At 69.4% G+C, this 15,319-nt stretch carries 14 protein-coding genes and 1 tRNA gene; 6 read left to right on the top strand and 9 right to left on the bottom strand.

Going from position 1 to position 15,319, the window contains the following annotated elements; all coding sequences use genetic code 11:
- Positions 1-103 precede the first annotated feature (103 nt).
- The 6 genes from OG959_RS18735 (at position 104) to OG959_RS18710 (ending at position 5,050) form a co-directional block, all read left to right on the top strand.
- Positions 104-1,138, top strand: a complete 1,035-nt coding sequence (locus OG959_RS18735; protein ID WP_326659887.1) for an ABC transporter ATP-binding protein — start codon at positions 104-106, stop codon at positions 1,136-1,138.
- Complete coding sequence (locus tag OG959_RS18730; protein ID WP_326659885.1) at positions 1,128-2,036, top strand: ABC transporter permease; 909 nt, start codon at positions 1,128-1,130, stop codon at positions 2,034-2,036. Before OG959_RS18735 ends, OG959_RS18730 begins: the two co-directional genes overlap by 11 nt.
- Complete coding sequence (locus OG959_RS18725) at positions 2,033-2,944, top strand: ABC transporter ATP-binding protein (protein ID WP_326659883.1); 912 nt, start codon at positions 2,033-2,035, stop codon at positions 2,942-2,944. The genes OG959_RS18730 and OG959_RS18725 overlap by 4 nt, the downstream gene beginning before the upstream one ends.
- Before the next feature lie 28 nt (positions 2,945-2,972).
- Positions 2,973-3,692: an ABC transporter permease gene (locus OG959_RS18720; RefSeq protein ID WP_326659881.1), complete on the top strand. Its 720-nt coding sequence runs from the start codon at positions 2,973-2,975 to the stop codon at positions 3,690-3,692.
- Between the two features lie 304 nt (positions 3,693-3,996).
- Complete coding sequence (locus tag OG959_RS18715; protein ID WP_326659880.1) at positions 3,997-4,692, top strand: hypothetical protein; 696 nt, start codon at positions 3,997-3,999, stop codon at positions 4,690-4,692.
- Between the two features lie 270 nt (positions 4,693-4,962).
- Positions 4,963-5,050: transfer RNA gene (locus OG959_RS18710), tRNA-Ser, on the top strand.
- 101 nt (positions 5,051-5,151) lie between these two features.
- Here the strand turns inward: OG959_RS18710 and OG959_RS18705 are convergent.
- The 9 genes from OG959_RS18705 to OG959_RS18665 all read right to left on the bottom strand — a co-directional run bounded on the left by OG959_RS18705 (position 5,152) and on the right by OG959_RS18665 (position 15,111).
- Positions 5,152-5,949, bottom strand: coding sequence for an HAD family hydrolase (locus OG959_RS18705; RefSeq protein ID WP_326659879.1), 798 nt, complete (start codon positions 5,947-5,949; stop codon positions 5,152-5,154).
- Positions 5,946-7,235 (bottom strand): serine--tRNA ligase, encoded by a 1,290-nt coding sequence (serS, locus tag OG959_RS18700; RefSeq protein WP_326659877.1) that lies wholly within the window; start codon positions 7,233-7,235, stop codon positions 5,946-5,948. Before serS ends, OG959_RS18705 begins: the two co-directional genes overlap by 4 nt.
- A gap of 630 nt (positions 7,236-7,865) precedes the next feature.
- Positions 7,866-8,801: a prephenate dehydratase gene (gene pheA / locus OG959_RS18695; RefSeq protein ID WP_326659875.1), complete on the bottom strand. Its 936-nt coding sequence runs from the start codon at positions 8,799-8,801 to the stop codon at positions 7,866-7,868.
- A 100-nt stretch (positions 8,802-8,901) separates the two neighbouring features.
- Positions 8,902-10,149: an iron uptake transporter deferrochelatase/peroxidase subunit gene (efeB, locus tag OG959_RS18690; protein WP_326666467.1), complete on the bottom strand. Its 1,248-nt coding sequence runs from the start codon at positions 10,147-10,149 to the stop codon at positions 8,902-8,904.
- 122 nt (positions 10,150-10,271) lie between these two features.
- Positions 10,272-12,209: a copper resistance CopC/CopD family protein gene (locus tag OG959_RS18685; protein WP_326659873.1), complete on the bottom strand. Its 1,938-nt coding sequence runs from the start codon at positions 12,207-12,209 to the stop codon at positions 10,272-10,274.
- 14 nt (positions 12,210-12,223) lie between these two features.
- On the bottom strand, positions 12,224-12,670 hold the full coding sequence (locus OG959_RS18680) for a copper chaperone PCu(A)C (RefSeq protein WP_326659871.1): 447 nt from the start codon (positions 12,668-12,670) through the stop codon (positions 12,224-12,226).
- Complete coding sequence (locus OG959_RS18675) at positions 12,667-13,320, bottom strand: SCO family protein (RefSeq protein WP_219573950.1); 654 nt, start codon at positions 13,318-13,320, stop codon at positions 12,667-12,669. Before OG959_RS18675 ends, OG959_RS18680 begins: the two co-directional genes overlap by 4 nt.
- Before the next feature lie 79 nt (positions 13,321-13,399).
- Positions 13,400-14,143, bottom strand: a complete 744-nt coding sequence (locus tag OG959_RS18670) for a YcnI family copper-binding membrane protein (protein ID WP_326659869.1) — start codon at positions 14,141-14,143, stop codon at positions 13,400-13,402.
- A 164-nt stretch (positions 14,144-14,307) separates the two neighbouring features.
- A complete protein-coding gene (locus OG959_RS18665; protein WP_326659867.1) occupies positions 14,308-15,111 on the bottom strand; it encodes a hypothetical protein in 804 nt (267 codons plus the stop codon).
- Between the last annotated feature and the right edge of the window lie 208 nt (positions 15,112-15,319).

Raw genomic sequence — 15,319 nt, 5'->3', positions numbered from 1 at the left:
TCCTTCGAGGGGTCCCCCTACGGGTCCGTACATCTGGAGTCTGACGGGAATCCAGCCGTCAGGTCTGACGACCGGTGTGGCCCGCGCCACTAACGTCGATGACGTGACTGTCATTGCGACCGAAGGCCTGAGCAAGCGGTTCCCACGGGTGACCGCGCTTGACCGGCTCTCGTTGGACATCGGCCCCGGTGTGACCGGGCTGGTGGGCGCCAACGGAGCCGGCAAGTCCACGTTGATCAAGATCCTGCTGGGTCTGTCCCCCGCGACCGAGGGCCGGGCCGCAGTGCTCGGGCTCGACGTCTCGACCAGCGGCGCCGCCATCCGGGAACGGGTCGGCTACATGCCCGAACACGACTGCCTGCCGCCCGACATCTCGGCCACCGAGTTCGTCGTCCACATGGCGCGGATGTCCGGGCTCCCGCCGACCGCGGCCCGTGAACGCACCGCGGACACGCTGCGGCACGTCGGTCTGTACGAGGAGCGCTACCGGCCCATCGGTGGCTACTCGACCGGTATGAAGCAGCGGGTGAAACTGGCCCAGGCGCTGGTCCACGACCCGCAGCTGGTCCTCCTCGACGAGCCGACCAACGGTCTGGACCCGGTGGGCCGAGACGAGATGCTCGGCCTGATCCGGCGGATCCACACCGACTTCGGCATCTCGGTCCTCGTCACCTCGCACCTCCTGGGCGAACTGGAGCGCACCTGCGACCACGTCGTCGTCATCGACGGCGGAGCGCTGCTGCGCTCCAGCTCCACCAGCGACTTCACCCAGACCACCACGACACTCGCGGTCGAGGTCACCGACAGCGACACCCACCCCGACGGGACCGACGCGCTGCGCAAGGTCCTCACCGGTGCGGGGATCAAGCTGGTGGGGCTCAACGGACTCGACGCCGAGGGGCTGCCCGGAGCGGGCCACATCCTGCTGATCGATGCGGCCGGCGAGGAGACGTACGACCTCGTCCGCGACAGCGTGGCCGGTCTCGGCCTCGGCCTCGTCCGGATGGAACAGCGTCGCCACCACATCTCCGAGGTCTTCCGTACCGAAGAGGCACCGGCGGCACACCCCGAGGCGCGGTCCGCGCCCGTGACCGCCGGAGCCGTACAGCAGAAGGGGAGCGGTCGCGATGAGCACTGAGACCGGCGCCGCGACCGGGAGCGAGACCTCCCGGATCCACAACATCGGCTACCGCGCCTACGACGGCCCGCGCCTCGGCCGCGCCTACGCCCGCCGCTCGCTCTACTCGCAGTCCCTGCGCGGTTCCTTCGGGCTCGGCCGTTCGACCAAGTCCAAGGTGCTGCCCATGCTGCTGTTCGGCGTGATGTGCCTGGTCGCGGCGGTGCTCGTGGCAGTCGCCGTCGCCACCCCCAACACGACGCAGCTGCCGATCAAGTACACCCGGTTCGCGATCTATCTGCAGGCGGTCATCGGTCTGTTCATCGCCGCGCAGGCACCGCAGTCGGTCTCCAGGGACCTCCGGTTCAAGAGCATCCCGCTCTACTTCTCCCGGCCGATCGAGCGAGGCGACTACGTCCTCGCGAAGTTCGCCGCCATGGCATCCGCGCTCTTCGTCCTCACCGCGGCGCCGCTCGTCATCCTGTACGCGGGCGCTCTGCTGGGGAAGTTCGACTTCGCCGACCAGACCAAGTGGTTCGCTCAGGGGATGGTGTCGGTGGCGCTGCTGTCCGTGCTCTTCGCAGGTCTCGGCCTCGTGATGGCCGCACTCACACCGCGGCGCGGATTCGGCGTCGCAGCGGTGATCGCCGTGCTGACGATCACGTACGGCGCGGTCAGCACGATCCAGGGCATCGCCTGGGACACGGGGTCCACCGGTGCCGTGCCCTGGCTGGGGCTCTTCTCCCCGATCACGCTCATCGACGGTGTGCAGACCGCGTTCCTCGGAGCGGACTCCGCCTTCCCCGGAGGGGAAGGCCCGGGGGCCGGGGCCGGTGTGGTCTATCTGATCGTTGTTCTCGCGCTCGTCGCCGGCTCGTACGCCGTACTGATGCGCCGCTACCGGAGGGTCGGGCTGTGACCACCATCGAGATCGACCACACCTCCCGCTGGTTCGGCAACGTGGTCGCCGTCAACGACGTGAGCATGACCGTGGGCCCCGGCGTCACCGGTCTGCTGGGGCCCAATGGCGCCGGCAAGTCCACGCTCATCAACATGATGGCCGGATTCCTCGCACCGTCGACGGGCACGGTCACCCTCGACGGCTCGCCGATCTGGCGCAACGAGGCCGTCTACCGGCAGATCGGCATCGTGCCGGAGCGGGAGGGGATGTACGACTTCCTGACCGGCCGCGAATTCGTCGTGGCCAACGCCGAACTGCAGGGCCTCGGCGACGCGGAGGCGGCTGCCGCGCTGGCCACGGTCCAGATGGAGTACGCGCAGGACCGCAAGATCTCCACGTACAGCAAGGGCATGCGCCAGCGCGTGAAGATGGCGTCCGCGCTGGTCCACAATCCGTCCGTGCTGCTGCTCGACGAGCCGTTCAACGGAATGGACCCGCGCCAGCGGATGCAGCTGATGGAACTGCTGCGACGGATGGGGGCCGAGGGCCGCACGGTTCTCTTCTCCTCCCACATCCTCGAAGAGGTCGAGCAGCTCGCCTCGCACATCGAGGTGATCGTGGCGGGGCGGCACGCCGCGTCCGGTGACTTCCGCAGGATCCGCCGCCTGATGACGGACCGGCCGCACCGCTATCTCGTACGGTCCAGCGACGACCGCGCCCTCGCGGCCGCGCTCATCGCCGACCCGTCGACGGCCGGTATCGAGGTCGACCTCGGCGAGAACGCGCTGCGCATCCAGGCCGTCGACTTCGCACGCTTCACCACGCTGCTGCCGAAGGTGGCGCGTGATCAGGGCATTCGGCTGCTGACCGTTTCGCCGTCCGACGAGTCCCTCGAATCGGTCTTTTCCTATCTCGTAGCGGCCTGAGTAGTGGCCTGAAAGGAGCTGTGACGTCATGTACGACCCCACAGTCGCCCGGCTCACCTACCGGGCCCTGCTCGGCCGGCGCCGGGCCGCCATCCTCTTCGTCCTGCCGGCGCTCCTGATCGTCATCGCGGTGGCGGTACGGATGTTCGCCGGGGCGGACGACCAGGTGGCTTCGGACGTGCTGGGCGGATTCGCCATCGCCACCATGGTGCCGCTGATCGGTGTGATCGCCGGTACGGGAGCGATCGGGCCCGAGATCGACGACGGCTCGATCGTCTATCTGCTGGCCAAGCCGGTGAAGCGGCCGAGGATCATCTTCACCAAGCTGATCGTGGCGATCGCGGTGACGATGGTGTTCTCGGCGGTGCCGACCCTGATCGCCGGTCTGATCCTCAACGGGAACGGCCAGCAGATCGCGGTGGCGTACACGATTGCCGCGCTGGTCGCCTCGATCGCCTACAGCGCGCTGTTCCTGCTGCTGGGCACGGTCAGCCGGCACGCGGTGGTCCTCGGCCTCGTCTACGCGCTCGTGTGGGAGGCCCTCTTCGGCAGCCTCGTACCCGGTGCGCGCACGCTCAGCGTGCAGCAGTGGTCCCTGGCTCTGGCGGAGAAGGTGGGCGGCGGCGGCGCGATCACCTCCGACGTCGGCCTGCCGGTCGCGACGGTACTGCTGGTGGTGGTCACCGTGATGGCGACCTGGTACGCAGGTCAGAAGCTGCGGACGCTGAAGCTGGCCGGCGAGGAGTGAGCACAGGCGGCTCGCGATGACGCCAACCCCCGTCCGATGGACGGGGGTTGTCGCATATCGGACAGTCTTACGCGTAACTGTACGGTTATCGGCTCGTTGTCCACTCTGCGTGGAGGCAACTGGAGTCTGTGGCGTCGAGCTTTCGTGAAATCCGGATAGCCGATGCGGCGAGGAATCACCCGCTGGTCGGTCCTTGAGTGAGTGGCAACCGTGAGCGTCCTCCGCCCCTGAAGCCCGGGGAGAGGGCTGTCCTGCCGGGCACCGGACAGTCCGGCATCGGATTCCATGAACGGAAGGCACGCTCATGCCCACGGAAGTCGCCCTGCTCGAATCACGCGCGTTGCGCGTCGAACAGATGGGGCGCGTCGACGTCCTGGACAAGGTGAAGAGCCTTGTCATGCTCCCGGACGGAGTTCACGTTCGCACCGAGGACGTGGCCCGCTATTTCGAAGTATCCACAAGTGCTGTCAAAAGGCTGACCGATCGCCATCAGGACGAGCTCACGCAGAATGGGATGCGGGTGCTCCGTGGCTCTGAACTGCGGACATTCCATAGCGACATGGTGTCGCTATGGGGTGACGAGGGTGCCGAAAGTTATCCACAGGCAGCAACTCAGCTCCGCCTCTACACCCGCAGGACCGTCCTCGACGTCGCCATGCTGCTTCGCGACAGCGACATCGCCCGATGCGTCCGTACGTATCTCCTCGACGCCGAGCAGGACCTGCGCGCGGGATACACCTCGCTCGAACACCGCGTCACCCGGGTCGAAAGCTGCCTGGCCGGAGTCGGCAGCGCCCTTCAGGAACTCGGGCCGGTCCTCAACCGGATGTCGCACCGCCTCGACAGCCTCGACCGCAGGATGGAGGTCACGCATCAAGTGGTCGGTGCCATGAGCGTGCGGCTGGGCGGAGTGTCCGAGGACATCGTGCGGCTGGACGGGCGCATGGACGAACTCGCGCGGAATCTGAAGGACCTGAGCCGCCGCAACAGGAACCGCTGACGAAGGTCCTGACGAAGTCCCGTTGCCCGGCGTCGCCGTAATTGAGTGGCACCGGGCGACGGGACCACGGCACAGTGGGCGATACGGCACCCGCCGGGATCGGCACCACAGACCGGGAGAGGAGCGCGGCGATGACCGAGAGTCCGAGTCCGTCGAGCTCCCATCAGGGCGTGCCCGAGCCGGCACCGGAGTAGTCAGCGACTGCTCCGCCGCCGCTCCGAGCAGCACGCCCGGGCGGCCGTTGCTGCGCACCGCGCGCGGCCGCCTCCCGGAGGATTGGCCGAGTGGTAAGGCAGCGGCTTGCTAAGCCGTCGTCGGGGTCCTGAGCCCCGCGCGCGTTCGATCCGCGCATCCTCCGCCTCGCAGAAGGCCCAGCCTTGACGTCCAGCTTTGACGTTCAGCTTTGACGTCCAGCCTTGATGTCTGGACCGACGTTCAGCCCCGAGGCCCAGCCCCGAGCTAGAGCAACTGCTCCAGCACCACGGCGATCCCGTCGTTCTCGTTCGACGCCGTGATTTCCTGGGCCACGGCCTTCAGGTCCTCGTGCGCGTTGGCCATGGCCACACCGTGCCGCGCCCAGGCGAACATCGGGATGTCGTTCGGCATGTCACCGAAGGCGATCGTGTCCGCCGCCTTCACACCCAGCCGACGCGCGGCCAGCGAGAGACCGGTGGCCTTGCTGAGCCCCAGCGGCAGGATCTCCACCACGCCCGGACCCGCCATGACCACGTCCACCAGGTTGCCGACCGCGGCCCGCGCGGCCTTCGCCAGCGCGTCGTCGTCCAGCTCCGGATGCTGTATGTAGACCTTGTTCAGCGGGGCGGACCACAACTCGGCCGGGTCCTCGACCAGGACGGCCGGCAGCGGGCCTTCCTGTACGCGGTACCCGGGGCCGACCAGCACTTCGCCGTCGAGCCCGTCGCGGCTCGCGGCCAGTGCCAGCGGACCGACCTCGGCCTCGACCTTGGAGAGCGCGAGGCCGGCGAGCTGCCGGTCCAGCGTCAGCGACGTCAGCAGCTTGTGCTCGCCGGCGTGGTAGACCTGCGCGCCCTGGCCGCAGACCGCGAGGCCCTCGTAGCCCAGGTCGTCCAGGATGTGCCGGGTCCACGGGACGGCGCGGCCGGTGACGATGATGTGCGCCGCACCGGCCGCGGTGACCGCGGCCAGTGCCTCGCGCGTGCGCCCGGAGACCGTGTCGTCGTCACGCAGCAGCGTGCCGTCGAGGTCGGTCGCGACGAGCTTGTAGGGGAAGGTCACTTGGCGACCGGCTCCAGCAGCTCGCGCCCGCCCAGGTACGGGCGGAGCACCTCGGGCACCCGCACCGAACCGTCGGGGAGCTGGTGGTTCTCCAGGATCGCCACGATCGTCCGCGGTACGGCGCAGAGCGTGCCGTTCAGCGTGGCCAGCGGCTTCAGGACCTTCTTGCCGTCGCGGTTGTCCCGCATCCGGACGGACAGCCGGCGTGCCTGGAAGCCGTCGCAGTTGGACGCGGAGGTCAGCTCGCGGTACTTGCCCTGGGTCGGGATCCACGCCTCGCAGTCGAACTTCCTGGAAGCGGAGGAGCCCAGGTCGCCGGTGGCGACGTCGATCACCTGGAAGGGCAGCCCGAGCGCGGTGAGCCACTGCTTCTCCCAGTCCAGGAGCCGCTGGTGCTCGGCCTCGGCGTCCGCCGGGTCGACGTACGAGAACATCTCGACCTTGTCGAACTGGTGGACCCGGAAGATGCCGCGGGTGTCCTTGCCGTACGTACCCGCCTCACGGCGGAAGCACGGCGAGAAGCCCGCGTACCGCAGGGGCAGCTTGTCCGCGTCGATGATCTCGTCCATGTGGTACGCGGCGAGCGGTACCTCGGAGGTGCCGACCAGATAGAAGTCGTCCTTCTCCAGGTGGTACACGTTCTCCGCGGCCTGGCCGAGGAAGCCGGTGCCCTCCATGGCGCGCGGACGGACCAGCGCCGGGGTGAGCATCGGGATGAAGCCGGCCTCGGTGGCCTGGGCGATCGCCGCGTTGACGAGAGCGAGTTCCAGGAGCGCGCCGACGCCCGTCAGGTAGTAGAAACGCGAACCGGACACCTTGGCGCCGCGCTCCATGTCGATCGCGCCGAGCGCCTCGCCGAGCTCCAGGTGGTCCTTGGGGTCGAAGCCCTCGGCGCCGAAGTCACGGATGGTGCCGTGCGTCTCCAGGACGACGAAGTCCTCCTCGCCGCCGACCGGCACGTCCGTGTGGACGATGTTGCCGAGCCGCAGCAGCAGGCTCTTGGTCTCCTCGTCGGCCTCGTCCTGCGCCGCGTCGGCGGCCTTGACGTCGGCCTTGAGCTGCTCGGCCTTCTTCAGGAGTTCGGCGCGCTCCTCCGGGGAGGCCTTGGGAATGAGCTTGCCGAGCGATTTCTGCTCGGAACGGAGTTCGTCGAACCGGACCCCGGACGACCTGCGCCGTTCGTCGGCGGAGAGCAGGGCGTCGACGAGGGCGACGTCCTCTCCACGGGCGCGCTGGGAGGCGCGAACACGGTCGGGGTCCTCACGAAGCAGGCGAAGGTCAATCACCCCTCCAGGCTACCGGTGTCGGCTTCGGTAGTCCGAACCGATATTGCCAAGCGTGTCACTTTGCCCGAATTGCCGGTATTGGTAATGCTGGGGGCGGAATCTGCGGGGGTGCGAGGTGGCGGGATCAAGGAAAGGTGCCCTATTCCCCTAAATGGGGCAGAAGGGTTATGGGCCTTGACGCATCAGCCTTGCGTGAGCGGGGAGTTGAGTGTCACTTGTCCACAGGAATGCATGGTCGGTCAAAGTTATCCACAGGCTGTGAGGAAGTTCTGTGGACACGGAGGAGATCATTCCGAAAGCCGCATGCCGACTTGTGGATTCACGGTTCAAACCCACTTCAGACGCTCGTTCGGGTGGGAATTGCTCGCCCTAAAGAGTTGATCACTGGAATTGAGCTGACAACGCACGACCCGTCGACCTGTGGACCGATCTGACTGACGTGGGCAGATTTGTCGACCATGTCGCGTTGCGGTGTCGACTTGTCCCCAGGTCGAGAGGGGTGCCTGTGGATAACTTTTCCGTCGATGACAATCGGCTGATCGCACCGGCCCTACGGGCAGGTGCGACGGCCTACGGGCGGGCGGGGCGGCGACGGGCGGGGCGGAGTGGACGACGGACGACCGGCGGTGGTCAGGCCCGCCCGTCCTGGTTCCGGGCCAGCCAGTCGGAGGCCTCGGTGAAGTCCGCGTCCGATGTGCCCGCCCGCAGGGGCCGTACGTCCGCCGTGGTCACGCCGGCCCGCGGATACGAGCCGAGGAAGCGGACGTTCGGGCAGATCCGCTTCAGCCCCATCAGCGCCTCGCCGACCCGGCGGTCGGCGATATGGCCTTCGGCGTCCAGCGCGAAGCAGTAGTTCCCGATCCCCGCACCCGTCGGACGGGACTGGATCAGCATCAGGTTCACCCCGCGCACCGCGAACTCCTGGAGCAGTTCGAGCAGCGCACCGGGGTGATCGTCCCCGAGCCAGATGACCACGGAGGTCTTGTCCGCACCGGTCGGCGCCGACGGGCGGGCCGGACGGCCCACCAGCACGAAGCGGGTCTGGGCGTTCTCCGCGTCGTGGATCTCGGTCACCAGCGGTTCGAGTCCGTAGGTCGCCGCCGCGAACTCCCCGGCGAAGGCGGCGTCGTAGCGCCCCTCCTGCACGAGTCGGGCACCGTCCGCGTTGGACGCCGCCGACTCCCATACGGCCTGGGGGAGATGGTCCGCCATCCAGTTGCGTACCTGCGGCTGCGCGGCCGGGTGCGCGGTGACCGTCTTGACGTCGGACAGCTTGGTGCCGGGACGTACGAGCAGGGCGAAGGTGATGGAGAGCAGCACTTCGCGGTAGATCATCAGCGGTTCGCCGCTGGTCAGCTGGTCGAGCGTGGTGGTGATGCCGCCCTCGACGGAGTTCTCGATCGGTACGAGCGCCGCGGCGGCCGTGCCGTTGCGCACCGCGTCCAGTGCCGCCGGTACGGAGACCATCGGGACGAGTTCGCGGGTGGCGGCCTCCGGGAGCGTACGGAGGGCGACCTCGGTGAAGGTGCCTTCGGGGCCGAGATAGGCGTAGCGCGTGGCGGACATACCGTCACCCTAGTGCGCCGGGTCGTCACGGCGTCCCCGTACGTGCCGCTCCGTCCGGCAGCGGATGCGGTCCAGGCACGTGCGCCCACCCCGCACCGGATTACGACTCCAGGAGCCGCTGCCCCACGTACTCCCCCTGCGCCGCACCGCCCGGCACCGCGAACAGCCCGCTCGCCTCGTGGAGGAGGAAGGGAGACAGCGCGTCGCCCCGGTCGAGTTTGCGCTGCACGGGGACGAAGCCGCGCAGGGGGTCGGCCTGCCAGCAGATGAACAGCAGCCCGGCGTCCGGGCTGCCGTCCGATGAGATGCCGTCGTGGTACGAGAACGGGCGCCGCAGCATGGCGGCACCGCTGTTGCGCTCGGGGGAGGAGATGCGGGCGTGCGCGTTGTCGGGGATCAGCAGCTTGCCGTCCGGGCCCGCCTTGTCGAGGTCCATCTCGGTGGTCTCGGTGCCGCCGCTGAGCGGGGCGCCGTCCGCCTTGCGCCGCCCGATGACCCGTTCCTGACGGTCCACCGGGAGCTTCTCCCAGTCGTCCAGCAGCATCCTGATCCGTCGGACGACCGCGTACGAGCCACCCGCCAGCCAGTCGTACGCGGCGTCCTCGGCGCCCGCCGCGACGAAGACACGCTGGTCGAAGTCGCTGTCGGCCGGCTTCGGGTTGCCGGTGCCGTCGATCTGGCCCATGAGGTTGCGGGCGGTCATCGGTTTCGCGGTGGCGCCGGGGGTGCGGTTGAAGCCGTCCATCTGCCAGCGGACGGTGGCCGTCGCAGCGGCCTCCTTCTGTACGGCCCGCAACGCGTGGAAGGCGACGAGTGCGTCGTCGGCCCCGATCTGCACCCAGAGGTCGCCGTTGGACCGGCCGGTGTCGAGGTGGTCGGCGGAGAACGGCGGCAGTGGATCGAGTCCGGGCGGACGGTGACCCTTCAGGCCTGTCCGTTCGAAGAAGGTGGCGCCGAAGCCGAAGGTGACGGTCAGCGAGGACGGTCCGGCGTCCAGCGCGATGCCGGTGTCGTGCCCGGTGCCGTCCGCCGAGCCGCCGGTGACGGGTTCACCGGCCATCAGCCGCTCGGCCGTGGCCGACCAGCGGCGCATCAGGGCTGCCGCCTCCTTGCGTCCGGCCCCCGGGGCCAGGTCGAAGGCGATGAGGTGGCCGCGGGCCTGAAGCGGAGTGGTGATCCCCGGTTGATGTTTCCCGTGAAACATCACCTCGGTGGAGCCCACCGAGGTCAACGCCGCCGGTGCCTCGTCCCGGGTCGCGGCGTAGCCGGTGGCGCCTCCGGCCGCCCCGAGGACCAGGCCGGTGGCACCGGCCGCTCCCGCGGTGCCGAGCAGTCGCCGCCGGGTGATCGCGCCGGTCGCCCGGGCGGCGGAACCGGAATCGCTTCCGGTACGCCTGTTCCGGCCGTCCGCGCCGCCCGACGTGTCTGTGCTGTCTGTGCTGTCTGTCCGGTGTCCGCTCACGGTGTTGCTCAGCCGATCCTGACGTTCTTGTCGACCGTGGTCTGGTCGATGTCCGAGGTCCTTACGGTGACCGCGACGTTCCAGTTGCCCGCGATCGGGATCTGGATTCCGGTGGCGGTCCAGTGGCCCTCGGTCAGCCGGACGGGGACGGCGGGCAGGGGCCCGATGTCCTTGGACTTCAGGGTGAAGGCGAGCTTCACCTCGGGGACGTCCATGGCCTTCCCGTCGATACCGTCGATCCAGAGGTGCACCACGTTGGCTCCGGTGCGCCCGGGGTCCAGGTCCATGCGAACCGTGCCCTTGCCGTTCGCGCCGCCGGTGTCGAAGGGCAGGGTGAGGTTGACGGGGCCGCTCGCCACCGGCGCGGCGGCCGGTGCGGACGAGCGCGCCGCCTCCTCCTCGGTGCGGCCGGGCTCGGTCGAGGTCAGGATGGTGGTCACGGCGAGCAGCACCACCGCGACCCCGACTTCGGCCAGCACCGAGCGGCGCAGGCCGGACCGGTCGGGGTCGGCGTCACGTATCCGCTTCTTCTCCGCGGTGGCCACGGCCGCCTGCTGCCGCGCGAGCTGGGCGGCGCGAGCGGGATCCTCGGGGGCCGCGGCCTGCGGGCTCTCCTTGCCGGCGGTCTCGGGGTCCGCCACAGGGGTGTCCGCGTCCGTACCCCCACTCGTCGCCAGCCGGGCGGTCCACCGGCGCGAGATCCCGGCGAGCCCGACGAGGACGGCGACGAGGCCCACCTTCACCAGGAGCAGCTGCCCGTATCCGGTGCCGGTCAGCGCGGACCAGGAACCGACCTGGCGCCAGGACTGGTAGATCCCGGTCGCGGTGAGGACGAGCACGCTGATGAACGCGATCCGTGAGAAGCGGCGTACCGCACCGGCGGTGATGTCAGGGGTGCGGTACAGCGCGATCAGCAGGGCGGTGAGCCCGCCCAGCCAGGCAGCGACGGCCAGCAGGTGGAGCACGTCGACCGGCATCGCGATACCGGGCTGGATCCCCGTCGAGGCGTGTTCGGCCAGGGCCCAGGTCCCGGCGATCCCGGCGGCGATGACCGCACCGCCGATGGCGAGGCCGAAGGTGAGGTCCTTCTTCTCGCGTTCGTCCTCGCGCTTGGCGTACGCGCCGAACAGCACCGCGATGAACAGCGCACTGGCGCCGAGCAGCAGCAGCCGCGAGACCAGTGCGGCACCGGGCTTGGTGTCCAGCACCGCCTTGAGGCCGTCGAGGTCGAACGCGTCGCCGAGTTTCCCGGAACCGGTGTACGGGCTGCGCAGCAGAAGCATCGCGAGCGTGGCCGCGGTGAGGGTCATCCAGCCTCGGACCACGAGACGCTGCAGCGGACGGGCGCCGGCTCCGCGCTGCCAGCAGGCCAGCACGAACGCGGCGCCGCCCGCGAGCACGATGAATCCGGCGTACGCGGCGTAGCGGGCGATGCCGTAGAGCGTGCCGACCAGGCCGCCGCCGGCCTCGCTGTCCGGGAGGGCGACGGCGGTGTCGGAGGGCGCGCCGATGGAGAAGGTGAATGCTCCGGAGACGGGGTGGCTGTCGGCGGAGACGGCCTGCCAGGCGACGGTGTACGTGCCGTCGGGCAGCCCGGCGTGCAGTGAGACGCCGTACTTCACGGTGGAGCCGCTGCGCAGATCACGCGGCGCCTCCTCGGTGTCCGCGCGCTTCCCGGCGGGGTCGAGGACGCGGATGGAGCCCTCCCCCATGGCGACCTGCTCGGAGAAGGTGAGCGTGACTGCCTTGGGCGCGGTACCGACCACCGCCCCGTCCTGCGGGTCGCTCCCGGTGAGCGCTGCGTGCGCCGACGCGGGGCCCGCGACGGCCAGCAGCAGACCGAACACCACGCCGGCCAGGGCGGCGAGGAGCCCGGCGACGGCGAGCGGCCGGCGTGGGGCGGATGCGGACGGGGAGCGCCCGAAGGGCGGGGCGGTGGCTGTCATGGTGTGTCAGTCCCTCACTGCTTCTTCGGGTTGTGGGTGGTCTCCTTCACGGGAAGATCGACCTTCATGGGGCCGGCCTTCTCGAAGTGCAGTTCCACGGACACGGTCTCGCCCTGCTTGGGCTGCTGCTTGAGCTTCATGAACATGATGTGGTTTCCACCGCGTTCCAGATCCAGCTCACCGCCCGCGGGTACGTCGAAGGACGTCACCATGCGCATGGCCTGGTTCTTCGTCTCGTGGATCGTGACGTCGTCAGACAGCGGACTGGTGACCGAGGTGAGGCGGTCGGAGCTGCCGCCGTCGTTCCGCACGACGAGGAAGGCCGCTGCCATGTCGTTGACGGGCTGCGGCATGAACGCGCCCATGACCTTCAGCTCCGGTGCGTCCGAGGACGAGCACCCCGCCAGCGTCAGCCCCGTGGAGAGGGCCAGGACGCCGGCGAGGGTCGAGCGGCGGTTCACGGCTTCTCCCCCTTGACGAGCTTGGGGAGGTCCTTGGTGTAGTCGTCGGGCGTCGTGTCCTCGCTGTACAGCACGTAGCCCTGGTCGGTCTTCGGGGAGAAGGCGATGACCTGGGAGCCGTGCATCGAGACGACCGTGCCGTCCTTCTCCTTCTTCGGAGCGTCGATACCGATACCGATCTGCCGCGCGCCCGCCTGGATGGTCGGGAAGTCGCCGGTGAGACCGATGAAGGAGGGGTCCTGGGCCTTGAGCCAGGAGCCCAGCGAGGCCGGGGTGTCCCGCTCCGGGTCGGTGGTGACGAAGACGACCTGGAGCTTTTCCTGGTCGGCCTTGGGGAGGGACTTCTTGGCGATCGCGATGTTGCTCATGATGAGCGGGCAGACGTCGGGGCAGTTGGTGTAGCCGAAGTAGATGAGCGTCGGCTTGCCCTTGGTCTGCTCGCGCAGGTCGTACTTCTTGCCGTGGGTGTCGGTCAGGACGAGGTTCGGCTTGGTGAACGGCTGGTCGAGCACCGTCGCGGCCTGCGTCTTCGCCTCCACCGACACGTCGGCGATGGGCTTCTTGCTGTCGTTGTCACTGCCGCCACAGGCGGACAGGGTGAGCGCGGCCGCGGCGACGAGCGCCGCGGCCAGCACAGACTTCTTAACCATGGAGCACTGTTCCTGATGGGTCGGTGGAGCGGGTGGGACTTACGGGTGGGACGTGTGCGTGGAACCGGTGCATAGGTGTTCAGGCGGTACGGCGACGGCCGGCCAGGACGCCGAAGGCGACGCCCGCGACGCCGATGACGATGCCGACGATGCCGAGCACACGGGCCGTGGTGTCACTGGAGGAGGACGCCGAGGCCGTCGTCTGCTCGTCCTTCGCGTGGTCGTCCGTGGCGTTCTTGTCGGCGGAGTCCGAGCCGGAGGCGGCGGTGGCACCGTGCGCGTCCTCGGCGGCCGCGGTCAGCTTGAGGACCGGAGCAGGGCTCTCGGGCTCCTCCGCGCCGTCCTTCTGCTCCTCGATCCAGCGCACGACCTCCTTGTTGTCGTACGTCTGGATGGCCTTGAACACCAACTGGTCGGCGTCCTCCGGGAGCTGGCCGACGGAGAGCGGGAACTGCTGGAAGCGACCGGGCTCGATCTTGCTGCCGTCGGCGGTCCAGGTGACCTTGGAGACGGCCTCGTTGATCTTCTTGCCGTGCATGTCGAGCGGCTTGGCCAGCTTGCTGGTGGTCACCTTGATGTCCCAGCCGGGCACGGGCTGCGGCATGACGGACGCCAGCGGGTGGTCGGTGGGGAAGTTGACTTCGAGCTTGGTCGTCGAGGCGTCGTCGCGCTCGTTGGGGACCTTGAAGTTGATGACGGCGTAACCGCCCTTGGCGGCCTCGCCCTGCGGCTGGACGCTGACGTGGGCCGAGGCCGTACCGGCGAGGATCAGTACGGTGGACGCGGCGACGCCGCCGGCGAGGGCGATGCGGGAAACGTTCATGGCAGGGATCACTCCACAGATGCACGAAGGAAGGGTGCTCCGGCGCGCGGGTGCGCGACGGGGTCGCGACACCTCTTCCTCACGAGCGGCGTGCGTACGAGGACCCGTACCGGCACCGGGGGTGCGTGGCAGGGGCGCGCGGGCATCGCGTGGAGGGCGTCGCGTCAGGCTGCGAGGGTGAATACGGAGGGCGGCCCGCGCCTGATCACCATGTGCTGCAAGGGATCCCCGGTGGCCGGGCACGGCGCGTCCACGGCGGTACGGGAGATGCGCGGCCCCGTCGTCGGCCCGCCGGGAAGCCCCGCGCGCAGCGCGGCCACGAGGACGAGCGCGGCGCGCAACGCCCGCAGCCGCGCTCCGGCCGCCACCTGCTGGGCGCCGTGGAGCGACAGCCGGGCGAGGCGGAACAGGGCGACCTCTCCGCGTCGCAGCAGCCAGCCGGCAGCCAGCGCGGCCAGCAGATGGCCGAGCACCATGGGAAGGTCCGGCAGCATCCCGGCAAGGCCGGCCGTGTCGGTGGAGGGGGCGGCCGCCAGGTGCTGATGGGCCTGCCCGGTCACCGACGCCGGGTCGATGCCCGCGGTGGTGACGATGCGGTGGGCGTCGGCGGCGTTCAGCCGGTCGGGCCCGGCACCGCAGACGAGGTTCGCCGCGAACCGGATCAGCGCGTCCTCACCGGCCGGTACCCGGGGCGAGGCGGTGTGCGTACCCACGCCGAAGAGTGTGTGCAGGACGAGCTGTCCGCCGGCCAGGGCGCCGGCGATGGACGGCAGGGAGCGTTCGCGTCCGGCGAGCGGGGCCGTCACCGCGAGGATCCCGAGGAATCCTGCGAGCAGCGTCCACCAGGGGACCGTCGCGCAGGCGGCCAGCGCGTGCCCGGCTGCGGACAGCGCGACACAGACCGCGGCGAACACCGCGGCCCTCAGCAGCCGCATACCGGCTCCGGCGCGTCCCACAGACGTAGTCATGGCCGAGACATCATCCCACTGCACCCCCCGTCCCCGTACGGCAGGTCCGGAAGGTCGTCTTCCGCCCGAATGGGCGGGAGCCGGGCACGTTCGGACCGGTTACTGACGGGGCAGAACGGTTCTATGGGGCGGGGATGCACAGGTGTGGCGCATACGGGTATCCGCCGAATGAGCGGTCTCACACCCCGCCCGCGCTTACGAACGGCCT

Source organism: Streptomyces sp. NBC_00385, from assembly GCF_035917155.1.
GTDB lineage: Bacteria > Actinomycetota > Actinomycetes > Streptomycetales > Streptomycetaceae > Streptomyces > Streptomyces poriferorum.
Note: the sequence above shows the minus strand (reverse complement) of the source record. Positions and strands in the feature narration are given on the sequence as shown.